The organism is Weissella muntiaci (genome assembly GCF_008107635.1).
GTDB lineage: Bacteria > Bacillota > Bacilli > Lactobacillales > Lactobacillaceae > Weissella > Weissella muntiaci.
Genome location: NZ_SDGZ01000018.1, coordinates 21,567 through 38,816, shown reverse-complemented (window position 1 = coordinate 38,816; position 17,250 = coordinate 21,567). Strand labels below are relative to the sequence as shown.

Below are 17,250 nucleotides of genomic sequence, written 5' to 3'. Positions count from 1 at the left end.
TTGAATAACTCAATCTTTTTTTGTTGCGTTTAACCAATGTTAAACGAATTTATTAGCGAATTGACTTCGCAAATGTTTTTGCATCAAGTAAACTTGATGACCCTACACATTTGTTACATCGAAACGTTATTCAGTTTTCAATGATCTACAATTGCCTTTCGACAACTTTTATATAATATCTCAATCAAACTATCTTGTCAACACTTTCGTTTAACAAAGCCTGTTTTGATAATATCTGTCACCCATGCATTTGCATCTGACAACTTAATCTATATTACATATTTCATTGATATCCGTCAAGACTTTTTCTCATTTAAATTCAGTAATTTTTTACAAATAAAAAAGGTTACAACAGACTTACTCCGTTGCAACCTTTTTATTTCTTACAAATCACCACGAAGGCCCAATTCATCAACGTTTTCCTTCATTGCGTTGATGCAACCTTCGATTGCTGTATTCAGCTCCATGTTCAACATTGCCAAACCTTCGTTAATTGCATTACGGTCAATACCGCGAGCAAATGATGCTTGACGGAACTTCTTATTAATCGACTTAACCTTGACGTCCAAAATACTATGCGAAGGACGAATTTGTACATCCGCATAAATTAGTCCACTAAGCTCATCCATTGCATAAAGCGTCTTTTCCATCAAAGTAACAGGCTCAACCTCTGTTTCAAAATGGTATGCGTGGCTCTGAATTGCATGAATGTACACTTCGTCAACACCGCGATCACGTAAGATCTCGGTTGCCTTAAAGGTATGTTCAGTCTCCCACTTTTGCCAGTCCATATCGTGAAGCAATCCAGTTACGCCCCAAACATCCTCATCAGCTCCGTTTTGACGGGCATAATAACGCATAATTGCTTCAACAATTTGCGAATGTGCTAGTAAGGATGGATCATCCACATACTGTGTCAAAATTTCCCATGCTTCATCCCGCGATAATTTCTTCGCTGGCATTGGCTCATCAAGCTGATCCGCTACCACTTCAACAGGCGCGTCCTTAACTTGCTTTGAAGCGACATTGGCTGGCTTAGCACCATTTTGCTTCATTGTTGGGAAGAGCAACACGTCACGAATTGTATCAGTATCTGTCAACAGCATTACTAGTCGATCAATTCCAACACCAAGACCACCCGTAGGTGCCATTCCATATTCCAGGGCCTCAATATAATCTTCGTCAATCCCTTCAGCCTCATCATTTCCAGCGGCTTTTTCAGCAGCTTGGGCTTCAAACCGTTGACGTTGGTCAATAGGATCATTCAATTCAGTAAAGGCATTAGCATATTCACCACCAACAATATATAACTCAAAGCGATCAGTAAAACGAGCGTCTTCAGCATTCTTCTTGGCCAAAGGTGACACTTCAACTGGATAACCATAAACGAATGTTGGTTGAATCAACGTCTCTTCAACGAATTCGTCAAAGAACTCAGCGATGATATGTCCAACTTCCCAATAAGATTCAACCTTAACGCCCTTTTCCTCAGCAATTTTACGTGCTTCGTCCAAGGTCATTGGATTCCAAAAGTCAACTCCCGTTACTTCTTTGATCAAATCCAACATATGCTTTTGCGCAAATGGCTTAGCAAGATCAATTTCATGTCCTTGATAAACTACCTTCATTTCAGGTGTCACAGCTCGTGCAGCCGCCTTAAAAATATTCTCGGTCTCTTCCATGACATCTTTGAAGTCAAAATAAGCGGCATAGCTTTCCATGGTAGTAAACTCTGGATTATGCTTTGGGTCCATTCCCTCATTCCGGAAAATTCGACCAATTTCATAAACACGCTCCATACCACCGACAATCAGCCTTTTCAGTGGCAACTCAGTGGCAATTCGCATGTACATATCTACATCGAGAGCATTATGATGCGTCACGAATGGTCGCGCGGTTGCTCCACCAGCGGCGGTCATCAAGATTGGCGTCTCAACTTCAATAAAGCCTTCTCCATCCATATATGAACGAATAGCCGAGATAATCTTTGATCGCTTCATGAACCGATCCATTGAATCCGGATTAGCGATCAAATCAAGATACCGCTGACGATAACGTGTTTCAACATCTGTTAATCCATGATACTTATCAGGAAGCGGACGCAAAGCCTTAGACAAATGTGTGATCTCAGTAACGTTAACTGAAAGCTCGCCAGCCTTGGTCTTCATGACCACTCCGGTAATGCCCATAATGTCACCCAGATCAGACTTTTTCAGCCACTCATAAGCTTCTTCACCAATAACTGGCTTTTGAACGAAGATCTGAATTCGTCCTGAACGATCTTTGATATCAGCAAAAGTCAACTTCCCAGAACGGCGCTTTGTCATCATACGACCGGCAATCGTAACCACATTATTTGCAGACTCAAGTTCTTCAGTTGTATCACCATCAAATAATTCGTGTAATTGCGCTGCTGTATGTGAACGCTCAAAGCGATGTCCAAAAGGATCAATCCCTGCTTCTCTCAATTCCGTCATTTTTTCACGACGAATAAGCATTTGATCATTTAATGACATCATTGATTGATCAGCCATAATTATAATGCCTCGTTTTCTTTGTTTTATTTTAGTTAGCTATTTAGCCACAGTCATAGACTAGTTTGCCAAGATGCTTATTAATTTGCAAGTGTTATTCTGCTTCGGCTTGCTTCACTTCAATAATTGACGCCAATTCAGCCTCGTTAAAGTCAATTTCACGCCCAGTAAATCGATCAACGATATTTATACCATGATCATCCCGGAGCATTTCTTGGAGTTGTTCGACTGGTAAAGTTCCAAGCATGCGTCCGTATTCATGTTTCGTCATGGCTGGAAATAGCGCAACATCGGTCTCCGAAAGTAGCTTAATCGTCTCATGACCAAAAACCTTTTCCAGTACGTCGTAAGGTGTAAAGCCGTCCAACAATTGTACTGAGATATTTGGGAAACTTGCTAGTTTCTCTTCAAGTGCTTTAATTGCTTCATCTGTTGCGTCCGGTAAAGCTGAAATAATGAAGCCACCAGCCGCCAAAACTTGGCTGTCTGCGTCTACTTTAACAGATACAGCAACGGCTGAAGGAATTTGCTCCGACTTCGCCATATAATAGGTGAAATCATCAGCAATTTGTCCGGTAATTAATTGTACCGATCCAGTAAATGGTTCCCCAAAATCAATTTCCTTAGTGACACTCAGAAAACCATCCGTTCCTACAGCGCCCGCAACATCGACCTGACCATTCTCAAGCAGTGGCAATTCAACCTGCGGATTACTTACATAACCCCGAACTGCTCCAGTTGCACTGGCTTCAACCACGATCTTACCTGCAGGCCCATTACCATCAATTGACACAGCTAGCCGCTCTTCACCTTTAAGCACCGCATTAGACACCAATAGTGAGCCAATTAAAGCGCGCCCCAAGATTTCAACGCCAAGTGGTGTGGCATCGTGAAACTTTGCTGCCTCTTGCATCATTACAGTAGCATCCACAGCAATTGCTCTGAAATTGCCGTCCATCGTCGTTACGCGAATCAACTTATCAGTCATTTTATTTCCTCGATTCGTATCTTCTAATTTTATCTATCTTACCATGTTCAATCATTCGACTGCCATATGTTGGCGTTAGTCCGCAAAATCCTTAAACAAAAACTACGTCATCGACAAGCTAGGCTTGAAGATAACGTAGTTTTAAATCAACTATTCAATTGAATTGTCGTCTTCGGGAGTGATTGTCTCGCCACCCTCGTCAACGTTAGACGTATCTGCATCCTTGTGTTGAACTGCTGTCTTAGCTTCATCATAAGACATTGGACGAACATCTTCGTCCTCGTCAATATCATTTGGCATTTTACCAGTCTTAAACAATGACAAGATTGCCTTTTCGTCCAAAGTCTCGTACTTCAACAAGGCTTGTGCAATCGCTTCATGTGCATCGGCATACTGTACGATGATATCATGAGCTTTTGCGTAACCTTCATTTGTAATGCGACGTACTTCTTCATCGATCAAGCGAGCAGTTGCTTCTGAATAGTTTGGTGAATCACCATACGAACGGCCAAGGAATGGTTGTCCACCACCCTCAAGTTGCACCATTCCCAACTTATCAGACATTCCATACTGCGTCACCATTGAACGAGCAATACCAGTTGCTTGTTCGAAATCATTTGATGCTCCTGAAGACTTTTGGCTATAGATAACCTCTTCAGCTGCACGACCACCCATCAAACCAGCAATTTGGTCCATGGCGTCGTTTTTAGACATCAACATTTGATCCTCACGTGGCAACATAATTGCATATCCGCCGGCGCGACCACGTGGCACAATTGTAACCTTGTGGACGACACGTGCATCGTTCAGTACCAAACCAACAATCGCATGACCTGCTTCGTGATAAGCAACTGTCTTACGTTCCTTCTCAGAAACAACGCGATCCTTCTTTGCTGGACCAGCAATGACACGATCCTCTGCTTCATCAACATCTTCTGCTGTGATAGTGTTCTTACCTTGTCGAGCGGCCATCAAAGCAGCTTCGTTCAACAAGTTTGCCAAGTCAGCACCCACAAAACCAGGTGTTTGCTTAGCAATTTCCTTCAAATCAACATCAGAATCAAGTGGCTTATTCTTTGAATGAACCTTCAAGATTGCCTCACGTCCCTTTACGTCTGGACGACCAACCAAAATCTTACGGTCAAAACGTCCCGGACGAAGCAAGGCCGGATCAAGCACATCTGAACGGTTTGTTGCGGCAATTACGATAACACCCTCATTGCCTTCAAACCCGTCCATCTCAATCAACATCTGATTCAAAGTTTGCTCACGTTCGTCATTTCCACCGCCCATGCCGGCGCCACGTTGACGACCAACAGCATCAATTTCATCAATAAAGATGATTGATGGAGCAGCTTTTTTAGCGTTTTCGAACAAATCACGAACACGACTTGCTCCAACTCCGACAAACATTTCAACGAAATCAGAACCAGAAATTGAGAAGAATGGTACACCGGCTTCACCGGCAACTGACTTAGCCAATAATGTCTTACCAGTTCCAGGAGGGCCCTCAAGTAGTACACCTGATGGAATTCGTGCCCCAAGCTTTGTGAACTTCTTAGGATCCTTCAAAAATTCAACAACTTCAACAAGTTCTTGTTTCTCTTCTTCGGCTCCAGCTACATCTTGGAAGCGAATCTTGTTGCTTGATGGATCGGCAGGCTTGGCCTTTGACTTTCCAAAGCCCATTACGCCACCGCCACGACCACCTTGACCGCCTTGTGACATTCCATTCATCATAAAATACAGAACACCGAAGATCAACAACATTGGTATTACAGTTACCAAAATGTTACTCAAGACATCAGAGTCTTGCTGTTGTGTCTTCATATCTGTACTAGTCTTACTTGCAGAATCCCCAATCTTGTTCAAAATCGGATCAGATGCGATTACTTTTGTTGTAAAATGGCTGACCTTACTTGTTGAACCTTGGCTAGCAAAACCAAGGATCCCTGAGTCGGTTTTAGTATTTGACTTTTTCGCAGTGCGATACTCACCGCTCACTTCATAAACACCAGCACCAGGCTTGATTGTAAAGTTCTTAACCTTCTTGTCCTGTAATACTGTCAAGAACTTTGAAGTTGAAATATTTTCAGTAGTAGTTCCTTGTGAAGGCCCTGCTACCCAATAAATCAAACCTAAAATTCCTAGGATGACAATTACATAGAACAAACTATTACGAACAAAATTGTTACTGCCTTGTGGCTTCTTGTCCATGTGTTCCTCCCATATTACATATTAAAATTAATATGTGTATCATTTTATCCTAAATTGCTTGCCAAAGTATCTTTATGCTCAGGTGCATAGACCTCGCGCTTCAAAATACCGACATATGGCAAGTTACGGTATAGTTCCTTATAATCAAGACCATATCCGACCACAAAAGCATTTGGAACGTCAAAGCCCACGTAATCTACGTTTGCCTCAACGACCCGGCCCTCTTTTTTATCAAGCAAACTAGCAACCTTAACTGAAGCCGCTCCACGCTTATTCAGTAGATCAACCATAAACTTTAACGAACGCCCTGTATCGACGATATCCTCTAAGATAATGATATCGCGACCAACAATGTCCGCTTTTAGGTCCGTGATCAGATCAATTTCACCTGAACTGGCCACGCCGCCGTGATAGCTTGAAACATCGATAAATTCAATTTCAGCGTATTGAATATGTCGCATTACATCAACGGTCCACAGAACAGCCCCTTTCAGAACTGAGAGCAGGATTGGAGTCCGACCATCATAATCTTTTGATAGTTCTCGTCCAATTCTTGCAGCTGCTTCGGCAATGTCAGCTTCGCTATATAGAACGCGCTCAATGTCATTGTTCATGTCATTTTGACTCATGGGTCTGTATTCTCCTAAATATAAAGGTTTCTCTACCGTTACATAGTAACAATAATAACACAAATATTCTTAATTTTTTTAGTCATTTTAATGTAAACTTTATTCCCAAACAATTCTATCTACTTACAAATCTTTTTTGATTAAATTCAACTGATTCTTGATTCGTAACAAACTTAAACCATCTGCCAATAAAATCTCACCTCGATTGATGTTCTGATTGCGCATCATAGTAATTGCCTGTAACAATTGTCGGTCTTTAACGTTAAAAATATCTTGATTGTTTAGCCATTTTTGCAAAACCAATACTAAGATACTTTCATTCTCAGTCCAGTCTAATGTTCCACGCTCTAGATCATCAACTTTCTCCGCCAAAACAGGGGTTGCTAACTGTTCCAATGCCATGATTTGCTCCGAGAACTTGATAATATTTTGATCCACACGCTGGTTAATTCGCTCCAGCATTGGCAAGACATCTCCCCGCAAAAGATTTCGTGCATAACGGCGGTCTTGATTTGTATAATCCTCAATCCATTCGGTAATCGGTGTATGCAATACGGCACTTAATTGCTCCCTAGACAATCCCAAAAATGGTCGAATCAAATCAACATCATCCGTGTATTCCATCTGTCGTGCCATGCCACCTAGTTGGGACAGCTGTCCGCCACGAAGTAGCTTATATAAGATTGTCTCGACCTGGTCACCTTGATGATGAGCCGTAACGATTTTATTAGCCCCAACCTTCCGCGCAAAATTCAACAATTCTGCATATCTTTTCGCCCGGGCTTGTTCTTCAACCGCACTCGTTGGCTGGGCCTCCCAGTTTAACCTCACAATTTCAGCAGTTTGCAATCGATCGGCCAATTTTGCAAAAGTCTTTTCAATCAATTGCTCCTCTGATTTGGCATCATCCCGCAGTTGGTGATTCACGTACAGCGCACTGACCTTCGGCTGGAGGTCCGCCGGCAAGCCCAGCTCTGTCAACCAGTACAGCAGGTGCAATGAATCATACCCACCTGACACAGCTACCACAAGATGATCACGATCATTAAATAATTGTTCTTTTCTAATTTGCTGAATCAAATTTGCTCGCACCACATGAGCTTGCATAAAATCACCTCTTAAATTTACAAAAGGGGCTGGAACAGAAATTTCTGTCCCAGCCTCATGCCAAACATGTATATCAACAACTTATTAACTATTATCGTTAGGTAAGCTGAATACTAACTCGCCTGACTTTGTGTACATTAGCTTCTCACGAACGTACTTTTGTAAGTAATCTTTATTATTCAAATCAGATTTTTGCTGTTTAAGCTTCTTGCCCTCAGCTTTTGTGCTATCCAAAGTTTTGTCAGCCGATGTAACCTGAGCTGAAATCGTTGTATAATCACGCATTCCATTTGTGACAGAAACAACTCCAACAATCACAACTAGAAGAACCAAGACCCAACCAAAACGTCGGCGCAACAAGTGCATGTTCGTATCTCGTGTTTTTTGTGCCTGTCCCAGATTACTCTGAAACTGCAACTCACGAGCACCCTCTGGATTAAGAGGATGAATATTCACTTGTCGCTTCGATTGTTGAGCCATGGATTTTCCCCTCTACTTGAAAATGCTGATTACTTCAAGAAATTTATCTGACTCTACTTTAACTTGCTTTATAGCAAATTTGACTTTTTTAAGGTGTTCTTTAAACTTTTTACAAGATTTTATAACTCAACGTTACTTTTTATTTGTCAGTGTTTTCGGCAGACTCTTGGAGATACTCTTCACCAACAATCTCATACATCCGATCAGCATCGTCTTTCTTGGTTGTTTCAACGATTTCTTGCACTTTAATTGTTGAGACTTTATTTCCAAAACGAATTGTCAACTCATCTCCGACTTTAACATCACTTGATGATTTAACTGTCTTACCATTAATATCAATCCGACCTTGGTCGGCAATTTCTTTTGCCACAGTCCGGCGCTTAATCAAACGTGACACTTTCAAAAATTTGTCTAATCGCATATTATTTCCTCTTCATTAATCTTTCATATATTCGGTCACCTTTAGGTAACGCCTTCCACTCATCAGCTGACAAAATCTGTGTCCAAACTAAACCACCAATAAAGGCGCCTGTTCCAACTACTACTGCTAACAATGTGACTTCGATACTTGCTATTCGCGAGCTTCCCAAAACCAGACTACCATAATACCGACAGAAGCCAGCAAGACTACCGACCATAATACTGATACTTGCCAGCTTAGCATACCAACGACTCGGACGCCAATTTGACCAAACGAACCTTGGAATTCGGACAATGGTGAAGATTGTCAGCGGCAACAACGCAATTAAGGTCGCAACGCTGGCACCATCAATTTGCCATCCTGGTACAAGCAAAGCATTCAAGCCAATTTTCAAAAGAATCGTCGCTGTAATCATCCAGCCCAAGCCTCTCGTTCGATTTAGGCTTTGTAACGTTGCTACTAAAACTGTGATCAAGGTTGCTGGAATAATTGTTAGGCTATACCAAGATAGAGCTTTTGAACCCTGCATGCTACCAAACAACATTTGGTTCAATGTCGGCATAATTACAATCAATCCAACCGTCGTAATGACTGAAAAGAGGACCGATAACCGCATGGTCATTTGAAAATCAGCTCGAAAGGCATCCTCGTCTTCGCGTAAAATATGCTGCCGTAATACTGGTAATAGAGACGTCCCCAAACCAGTTGCAACCACCATCCCCAATTGAACCATTGGCTGACCGCGATCATAGACTCCTTTGGTTGCCTCCGCAAGCGTTGCCGTTAAACCACTCTGCTCTAGTAAAACTTTGACTGAGAAAGAATCCATTAATTGCAGCAAAACCAATAAAGCTGCAATCATCGCCAATAAGCCACCTTCATCAAGCAAACGTTTAAACAATCTTGACCATGCAAATTCTGGTCTTTTGCCAAGTGCCTTCGGTAGTGGATCCTGCCAAACTGATCTTAGACTAGCGGTTAAAGTAATAGTTGCCGCCAAGCCCGCAATTGTTGCAGAAAAGGTCGTCCATGCGCCCATTCGATACATCGACCAATCGTGATTCATCGCCCAATAGGCAGCAATCAATATAACCGCTACACGAACGATTTGTTCGATAACCTGCGATATTGCGGTTGGTAACATATCCTGACGTCCTTGAGCAAAACCCCGCCCGACTGTTAGAAATGGCATAAACCAAAACATCCAAGCAACTGCTTGAATCACGCCAATTAATTGGCGGTCGTTTCCCATCAGGATTGCCAATACAGGTGCACCACCATAGATCAACGCGAACAGACCAGCAGAAATCCCCAACAGTAACCAAAACATCCGTCGTGCAATCAGTTGTTGATTTAATGGATCATCGCTTTGTTCAGCAATTAGCTTTGATACAAAGACCGGCCAGCCAGATAAGGCAAAAACCATGCCGATACCATAAATTGGATAAACCTGTTGATAGACATAAAATCCGGTGTTCCCAACTAAATTCTGAAAGGGTACCCGGTAGACGGCTGACAAAACTTTAGCAACTAGTCCTGCCAGCGCTAACACACCAGCGCCTACCACTAAGTTTTGACCTTTAGCCTTTTTCATGCGTACCTTCCTCGATCGGTGCCAACTCATCAATTAAATGCAAAAGTTCCAAAAGCCACTCATCTTCACTCATATTCGGCTGAAGTACCACTTCAACCTTGAGTGGCTCCGTTTGTTTAATCTGGCCCTTCAAATGTCCCTGCGCCAACGCACTAATGAACGTTGCACCAGCAACCGTGGTTTCTTTTTCAAAAGATATCAATAAAATGTTTCTACGTGCAAAATCGCGTTTAATTTGTTTAATTCTTACACGATCGGCCGCTGACTTCAAGCGCCCAACAAGCAATAACCTGCTAACCGTTGCCGGCAAATCGCCAAAGCGATCTTGGAGATCCTCTGCGATTTCAGTGTATTCATCTTCCGTTGTCGCTTTTCTAATCCTTTGGTACAGGTCAATCTTTTGTGGACCATTTGCAATATAATTCTCCGGCAAGAAGGCCTCAACTTGCAAGTCAAGCTCAGCCTTGCTTTGTACCTTAGTGCCCTGCCCCTTCTTTTGAGCGACCGCTTCCTGCAACATCTGTGTATATAGGTCGTATCCAACCGCATTGATGAATCCATGTTGCTGTTGACCAAGTAGGTCACCCGCACCACGAATTGATAAGTCACGCATCGCGATCTTAAAGCCTGATCCCAATTCAGTGAAATCTCGAATTGCCGTCAAACGTTTCTCGCCTTCCTCATTAACCGTCCTTGTGCCCGGATAGGTGAAGTAAGCATAGGCAATATTGTTTGAACGTCCAACTCGTCCACGAAGTTGATATAGTTGCGCCAATCCCATATGGTCGGCATTCTCAACAAACAACGTGTTAGCATTAGGAATATCAACACCCGTTTCAATGATCGTTGTCGTCACCAAAACGTCGTATTCACCATTAATAAAGTCAATCAAAACACCTTCAAGCTGGGCCTCTGACATCTGACCATGCACATATGTGACACGTGCCTCTGGTGAAACCTGCTCAATCATCGCCGCTACCTGCGCAATATCTTCGACACGATTATGAAGGTAATAAATCTGACCGCCACGGCTCATCTCACGCTCAATTGCATTCGCCAGAACACCCAGATTTTGTTCCATAACATACGTTTGGATCGGGTAACGGTTCGCAGGTGGCGTCTCAATCACTGATAGATCACGTAAGCCGACCATTGACATATTCAAGGTTCGTGGAATTGGCGTTGCCGTCAGTGTCAATACATCGACATCTGGTTGCATCTGTTTAAGCTTTTCTTTATGGCGCACCCCGAAACGTTGTTCCTCATCGATAATCACCAAACCAAGATCAGCAAACTCAATATCCTTTGAAATCACCCGATGTGTACCAACAATAATATCGATTTCATGCTTTTTTAGGCGTTCTTTGATGTCCTTTACCTGCTTGGCCGTTTGAAAACGTGAAATAACGGCTGTTCGCATTCCAAAATCATCAAAACGACTTTGCATTGAATCATAATGTTGTTGAGCTAGAATCGTTGTCGGCGCAAGCATCGCGACTTGCTTTCCCTCATGAGCAGCCTTAAACGCCGCTCTGAAAGCGACTTCTGTCTTACCGAAGCCGACATCGCCGACCAAAAGTCGGTCCATTGGTCGAATTCGCTCCATATCCTTCTTGATTTCAGCCGCTGATCGAAGCTGATCAGGGGTCTCAGGATAAGGAAAGGCATCCTCGAAGCGCCGAATTTCATCATCATCCGGCGCAAAGGCATAACCCTTTTGTAATTCACGTTCAGCAGACAACTGAATTAACTCGTCTGCAATATCAGCTACCCGCTTCGCAACCTTCGCCTTAGCCTTTGCCCATTGTGGTGAGCCTAGCTTGGTTAACTTAGGCGCCTTTTCCGCTGAACCAACGTACTTTTGGACCAAGTCAAGTTGCGTGACTGGAATAAAGATCTTCGCGTCATCTAAAAAGCCGATCGTAATGTAGTCTTGCTTGACTCCACGATTCTCAATCGTCTCCATACCCTCATAGATTCCGATACCATGGTTCACATGCACAACATAATCGCCTGGCTTTAGCTCATTGTATGACTTCAAGCGTTCCGCATTCGACAACGTCTGCCGTTTTGGTACTTTACGCTGAACTTGTTGGAACAATTCACGTTCCGTTAACACAACTAACTTTTGCGCCGGTAACTCGAAACCAGCGCTCAAGGCTAACTGAGTTACCTGTGTTCGCCCTGCGACAATTTTATCAACCGCCACCTGATTAACTTTAATTCCAAAGTCCGCTAAATTATCAATAATCTTCTGAACACGCTCAGTTGAATTGGCCGCAAAAACAACTGTCATTGCTTGTTTCTGCCAGCGCTCTAATTCACCCTTTAACAAATTTAACTGTCCAAAGAATTGCTGAGCAGGTCTAACAACCACGTTTGTTAATGTACTCTGTCTTAGATTTCCAATTCCACGTTGTAAAGGCGAAAAGACAACCGATGTCTGCGTCACGTCGCGCGCCAAATCAGCTAACTGCCAACTATAATCCATTTTCTTCAGGACTTGCTGCTCAGTAACTTTCGTATCCCACCAAGCAATATTCTCCTCGAGACTTGCCTGACTATTCTCCAAGGCCCGTGGATAGTCATCGAAAACAGCGATCCCTTCTTGTGGCAAATAGTCTAAAATATTTGCAGCCGTTGGATAGACTAAATGGAGGTACTGGCGGATTTCTGGTAATAACAGCTCCTGATCCAAAGCCGCCAACATTGGCGTAATGCTTTCCGTCAAATGACGCTTATCAGCTCCCGTCAACCGATCACGCTCAGCGGTCATCTCGATTTCTAGCCGATCTTTAATTGCCTGGAATTCATTTTTGTTTAAGACCAAATCAGTCGCTGGTAAAATCTCAACACTTGGCAGGTTTTCTAATGACCGTTGTGTTTCAACATCAAAGGTTCGAAGTAAATCCAGTTCGGTGTCAAAAAAGTCCAGACGTACCGGATTGTCTAAATTAAGGGGATAAATATCAACAATCGAACCACGCATCGCAAACTCACCAGGTTGTTCAACGCCGTTACTACGAACGTATCCCATTCGAACAAGTTCGGCTGCCAGATCGTTTAATTCATATTCACGTTCAAAATCAATCTTCAAAGTTGTTGACTTAAACAAAGTAACCGGTGGTAAATAACGTTGCGCACCTGCAACTGGTGTTACCACAACCGCCAACGGATCATGCAACAGCAAATTAAGGGCTTCAACTCGGGCAAGCTTTGTATCCAACGAAGTCACTGCAATTTCTGCCACGATCGTATCTTCACTCGGGAAAACGCCCACATGTTCGGCACCCATCAAAGCCGCCAAGTCCTCTGCCAACTGATCAGCATGGAATTGGTTATCCGTTGTAATGACCATGGGCACTGATCTTGCCTTCCACAAAGCCGCAAGATACGTCGCCCGCGCTGTCCCTGTCAGACTCGTAATTAGATGCCGACCACCAGCTTTGCTTGCCGACACCAGTTTTTCAAAGTCGACATCGTTTTTAAATAAATCAAAGATCGCCACTAAAGTTCCTCCCCCTTAATTAAAGGCATTCATCAACGTTGGCATATCATCGCCATTCGCAAACGCCTCAAAGATCTCTAAGGCCTTATCAATTCCACGTAAAACGTCAACATCTTCATCCTTACCAAATTTGCCCAAAACAAAATCAACAACCGCTTGGTGTTGATGACTTGGATGACCGATACCGAACTTCAAACGACTAAAGTTTTGCGTTGCCAAATGATTTGTAATGCTCTTAATGCCATTATGCCCGCCAGCTGACCCTTTGGCACGCAAACGTAACCGACCGAGATCCATATCCATATCATCTTGGACAACTAATAAATCTGCTAAATCTAGGTTATAGTACTTCATCAATGGTCCAACTGCTTGCCCTGACTCATTCATATAGGTTGTTGGTTTAACTAACATAACTTTCTCACCTGACAACATCACCGTCGCCGTCATTGCATGGTGCTTACTATCAAGTTTAAACTCGACCCCTTTAGCGGCCGCAAGTGCATCAACGGTCATAAAGCCAATATTATGCCGCGTATGGTCATATTCTTTCCCAATGTTCCCTAATCCAACAATTAACTTCATTATTTACACCCCTACTTCTCATTTCACAATGCACGAAATGGGCTGAGATAATAACATCCCACCCCATTGCGCTCGTCGTTAGTTGACGAATCTCACATTTTTTATTATAAAATCGTATTTACTTATTGTTGTGCCCCACTAAAGGGCATCTATAATTTTAGCATTATTACTCGTTAAAATCACAATTGATAAAGATAAAAAACGTTTGAGGCTCACACCTCAAACGTTTCTTTTAATTTAATCTTCAATTGCAACTGGATCCTTCATCATCTTATAAGTGTGCATATTAACTGCGTAATAACCACTCATAATAATCAAGAAGACCACTAGAATTCCAAGTAAGACCTTAACATCTGGCCAAGCCGATCCACCGATCATAATTGTTTCACGGAAACCGCGAACCGCATAGGTCATTGGTAGATATGGATTCAACCATTTGAAGAAGGCACTTGAAGTCTGAATTGGATATGTTCCAGCTGAACCTGATAGTTGCAAGACCAAGAATACCACGGCCACGAATGAACCTGGCTTCTTGAACCAAAGCACCATCGATGTCACAATCGCTCCGAAGGTCATAGCTGTTAAGACCAACATACCATAAGTTGCCAATGGATCAACTGGGCGCAATCCCAAGAGCCATGTTGATAGAGCAAAGACCAAACTTGCCGCTACTACACCGTAGAAGGTCAACAATGATAACTTAGCTCCGAACCAACCAAGGAAACTCTTTGGTCGACGACGTGGTGTAACCATGTCCATCATCACATTGAATGATAGCATACCAACATATAGCCCAACTGAGTACATGTATGGTGTCATACCAGTTCCGTTATTTGGAATTCGATCCTTTTCGTGACCTTGTGATGTAACTGGCTTCGAAATCTGATTGAAGACCGTGTTGTTTGACTTAAGTGAGTTTGTCTTCTTACTTGCGTCGCCCAACTTGTCAGCTAATGTTTGATTACCACTAACAGCACTTCCCAAACCACTTGCCAATTCACCAGACTTAGATGCCAATGTTTGACTGCCTGAAGTAATCGTACTTGCACCATCGCTGAGTTGGCTAATACCACTTAGTACTTCTTGATTTTTACCGCTTAGTGTGTCCAGTCCAGTTGTTATGTTTTGAGAACCGTTTTGTAGTTCAGCGGACTTACCATTCAGTGTATTCAGCCCATCTGATACTTGATCAATTCCAGATGATAGCCTCGAAACATCGGTTTGTAGTTCGGTTACCTGACCCAATGCACTGTCAATTTGCTGCATCGCCCGGCTTAACTTACCATCCTTAATTAAACTATTAAGTTTAGCCTCAATTTTAACTATGGATTCATCCTTAGCTTGGTTATTAGCAAAATCATTTTCAATGGCAGCCTTCTTATCACCATCGATGCCATTAGCCGACAATGCAGCATCAAGCGAATTATTTGTGGCGGTCTTGTAAGTCTTAATGAGATCTTGTAAACCACTATCGCTAAGATAAGGCTTCAACTGAGCATACTCTTGATTTAACTCTGCTAATTGAGCTTGAGTCTCGCTCGAATTCAACTCACTATTCATCTTATCCAAGCCAGCCTTTATCTGCTGACTATATGTGGCGGCACTAGCCACACCAGCAGTATAATCACTAATACCCGCACTCAATGTCTTGCTACCAGCATCCGCCTGAGAAACACCAGCAGTATACTCAGACAACTTACTCTGTGCCTGCTTAGTTCCATTTTCAAGTGTCAAACTACCATCAGCAAGAGCTTGCAAGTTAGTTTGAATTGCCGTAGCACCATCTTGCGCGTCCTTTGTACCACTAGCCAGCTTAGTGTTAGCTTCACTAGCTTCCTTCGTTCCAGCACCCAATTGCTTGATTGAGCCGACCAAAGTCTTGGCATAGGTCTTAGTCACCTCAGTTGAAACATTCGTAACAACTTCCTTAACCGCTGCTTCGGTCATTTTACCAGCAACGAAGCTTTGACCTGAACTGGTTTCATACTTTAGCTTCATCTGCGTTGGCTTTGATGTTGTCAAAGTCGTTGCGTTTTTAGAAAAGTCCTTTGGAATGGTAATTACCATATAGTACTTACCATCATCGATGCCTTCTTTTGCTTTAGACTTAGAAATTACGCTAAAGTCCATCGCATCTGACTTAGTCAAATTCTTCGCTAAGTCGGCCCCCAAATTTAATTCTTTTCCTTCATACGTTTTCTTTTGATCTAAATTAACAACCGCTACCGGAATATCTTGTGTCTCCCCATATGGATTCCATAATGAACTCAAGAACACAACCGTATAGATGGTTGGAATTAAAATTAAGGCGGCCATTACTACATAATAAAACTTATTATTTTTAAACCAGCCCCACTCAGCCTTAAACATTGTACAAAGCCTCCTCTTTTTTTATTTTATTATTAAACAATGTGTTGAATATTTTCTTTCAATGATACATAATAACACTTGGGTATAACTATTCAATGGATAGATTAGGTAAATGTGTTCAATTTTAGGGGGTAAATGGATATGAAACAAAGCGAACGAACTGACTTAACGCGTGCAAAGATTAGAAAAGCTTTCATCGCATTAGTTGAAACTAAAGGCTTCGGCAATCTAACCGTTTCTGACTTAACACGTGAAGCGGCTGTAAGTCGTGGTACATTCTATGTACATTACGCTGATAAGCACGAACTATTAGCCAGTATTGAGGGCGATCTTCACAACAACATTGCCGGAATTGTAAAGAAAAACATCGGCGCAACAATTGAATCGTATAGCACGACCGATGCCAGTTCACGTAACGAAGCATTGAGTGACAACCTATATACGTTGTTTAATAACGCGCTTTACTACATTGATCAAGAGCGCTGGACAATGAAGGTTCTCATGTCGCCAAATGGTGACCCACAATTCTTTAATGAGATTAAGGACGTTGTTGATGAAACATTTACTCAACAGCTCAAGTTAGGTAACGGTCATTTTTCAGATGCCCTGCCTATTGATTATACTAAAGAAATCGTTGTAAATAACGTCGTTTATCTTGTGCGCCATTGGATTAACAAAGATAATCCTGAAAATGTTGAGGACTTTGCTAAGATTCTCATGCAAAGTCGTTTTCTATCACCAAATAATTTAATAATTTTCTCAAAAGATTAGGAATCAGCGTGTAGGCAACTGTCTAAGATAAGATTTACATGATATAATT

Annotated in this window: 12 protein-coding genes and 1 pseudogene; 1 reads left to right on the top strand and 12 read right to left on the bottom strand. The window is 42.4% G+C overall.

From position 1 onward, the window contains the following. Window positions 1-383 precede the first annotated feature (383 nt). The 12 genes and pseudogenes from ESZ50_RS11840 to ESZ50_RS08385 form a co-directional block, all read right to left on the bottom strand. Entirely contained in the window at window positions 384-962 is a 579-nt protein-coding gene (locus tag ESZ50_RS11840) for an HDIG domain-containing metalloprotein (RefSeq protein WP_281282889.1), read from the bottom strand. Window positions 963-1,049: 87 nt separating this feature from the next. Then, window positions 1,050-2,534: pseudogene (gene lysS, locus ESZ50_RS08435) on the bottom strand (lysine--tRNA ligase); the annotation flags it as partial. Between the two features lie 94 nt (window positions 2,535-2,628). Then, on the bottom strand, window positions 2,629-3,522 hold the full coding sequence (gene hslO, locus ESZ50_RS08430) for an Hsp33 family molecular chaperone HslO (RefSeq protein WP_148623128.1): 894 nt from the start codon (window positions 3,520-3,522) through the stop codon (window positions 2,629-2,631). 150 nt (window positions 3,523-3,672) lie between these two features. Next, entirely contained in the window at window positions 3,673-5,739 is a 2,067-nt protein-coding gene (gene ftsH, locus ESZ50_RS08425) for an ATP-dependent zinc metalloprotease FtsH (RefSeq protein ID WP_148623127.1), read from the bottom strand. Window positions 5,740-5,783: 44 nt separating this feature from the next. Continuing rightward, the gene (gene hpt / locus ESZ50_RS08420; RefSeq protein ID WP_187387598.1) at window positions 5,784-6,353 is read right to left on the bottom strand and encodes a hypoxanthine phosphoribosyltransferase; all 570 of its coding nucleotides are present in this window, start codon (window positions 6,351-6,353) and stop codon (window positions 5,784-5,786) included. A gap of 138 nt (window positions 6,354-6,491) precedes the next feature. Then, window positions 6,492-7,475, bottom strand: a complete 984-nt coding sequence (gene tilS / locus ESZ50_RS08415; RefSeq protein ID WP_148623125.1) for a tRNA lysidine(34) synthetase TilS — start codon at window positions 7,473-7,475, stop codon at window positions 6,492-6,494. Window positions 7,476-7,559: 84 nt separating this feature from the next. Beyond that, the gene (locus ESZ50_RS08410; RefSeq protein ID WP_148623124.1) at window positions 7,560-7,955 is read right to left on the bottom strand and encodes an FtsB family cell division protein; all 396 of its coding nucleotides are present in this window, start codon (window positions 7,953-7,955) and stop codon (window positions 7,560-7,562) included. Between the two features lie 139 nt (window positions 7,956-8,094). Further along, entirely contained in the window at window positions 8,095-8,376 is a 282-nt protein-coding gene (locus ESZ50_RS08405) for an RNA-binding S4 domain-containing protein (RefSeq protein ID WP_148623123.1), read from the bottom strand. Between the two features lies 1 nt (window position 8,377). After that, window positions 8,378-9,970: a putative polysaccharide biosynthesis protein gene (locus ESZ50_RS08400; protein WP_148623122.1), complete on the bottom strand. Its 1,593-nt coding sequence runs from the start codon at window positions 9,968-9,970 to the stop codon at window positions 8,378-8,380. Then, window positions 9,957-13,478 (bottom strand): transcription-repair coupling factor, encoded by a 3,522-nt coding sequence (gene mfd, locus ESZ50_RS08395; RefSeq protein WP_148623121.1) that lies wholly within the window; start codon window positions 13,476-13,478, stop codon window positions 9,957-9,959. The genes ESZ50_RS08400 and mfd overlap by 14 nt, the downstream gene beginning before the upstream one ends. Window positions 13,479-13,493: 15 nt before the next feature. Beyond that, window positions 13,494-14,060 carry an aminoacyl-tRNA hydrolase gene (pth, locus tag ESZ50_RS08390; protein ID WP_148623120.1) on the bottom strand — a complete coding sequence of 189 codons (567 nt, stop codon included), beginning with the start codon at window positions 14,058-14,060 and terminating at the stop codon, window positions 13,494-13,496. 237 nt (window positions 14,061-14,297) lie between these two features. Then, a complete protein-coding gene (locus ESZ50_RS08385) occupies window positions 14,298-16,430 on the bottom strand; it encodes a YhgE/Pip domain-containing protein (RefSeq protein ID WP_148623119.1) in 2,133 nt (710 codons plus the stop codon). Window positions 16,431-16,571: 141 nt separating this feature from the next. Between ESZ50_RS08385 and ESZ50_RS08380 the strand changes: the two genes are divergently transcribed. After that, the gene (locus ESZ50_RS08380; protein ID WP_148623118.1) at window positions 16,572-17,201 is read left to right on the top strand and encodes a TetR/AcrR family transcriptional regulator; all 630 of its coding nucleotides are present in this window, start codon (window positions 16,572-16,574) and stop codon (window positions 17,199-17,201) included. Window positions 17,202-17,250 lie beyond the last annotated feature (49 nt).

Coding starts and splice junctions, on each gene's coding strand:
- ESZ50_RS11840 (WP_281282889.1), bottom strand. CDS start 962: ATGCCAGCGAAGAAATTATCGCGGGATGAAGCATGGGAAATTTTGACA.
- hslO (WP_148623128.1), bottom strand. CDS start 3,522: ATGACTGATAAGTTGATTCGCGTAACGACGATGGACGGCAATTTCAGA.
- ftsH (WP_148623127.1), bottom strand. CDS start 5,739: ATGGACAAGAAGCCACAAGGCAGTAACAATTTTGTTCGTAATAGTTTG.
- hpt (WP_187387598.1), bottom strand. CDS start 6,353: ATGAACAATGACATTGAGCGCGTTCTATATAGCGAAGCTGACATTGCC.
- tilS (WP_148623125.1), bottom strand. CDS start 7,475: ATGCAAGCTCATGTGGTGCGAGCAAATTTGATTCAGCAAATTAGAAAA.
- ESZ50_RS08410 (WP_148623124.1), bottom strand. CDS start 7,955: ATGGCTCAACAATCGAAGCGACAAGTGAATATTCATCCTCTTAATCCA.
- ESZ50_RS08405 (WP_148623123.1), bottom strand. CDS start 8,376: ATGCGATTAGACAAATTTTTGAAAGTGTCACGTTTGATTAAGCGCCGG.
- ESZ50_RS08400 (WP_148623122.1), bottom strand. CDS start 9,970: ATGAAAAAGGCTAAAGGTCAAAACTTAGTGGTAGGCGCTGGTGTGTTA.
- pth (WP_148623120.1), bottom strand. CDS start 14,060: ATGAAGTTAATTGTTGGATTAGGGAACATTGGGAAAGAATATGACCAT.
- ESZ50_RS08385 (WP_148623119.1), bottom strand. CDS start 16,430: ATGTTTAAGGCTGAGTGGGGCTGGTTTAAAAATAATAAGTTTTATTAT.
- ESZ50_RS08380 (WP_148623118.1), top strand. CDS start 16,572: ATGAAACAAAGCGAACGAACTGACTTAACGCGTGCAAAGATTAGAAAA.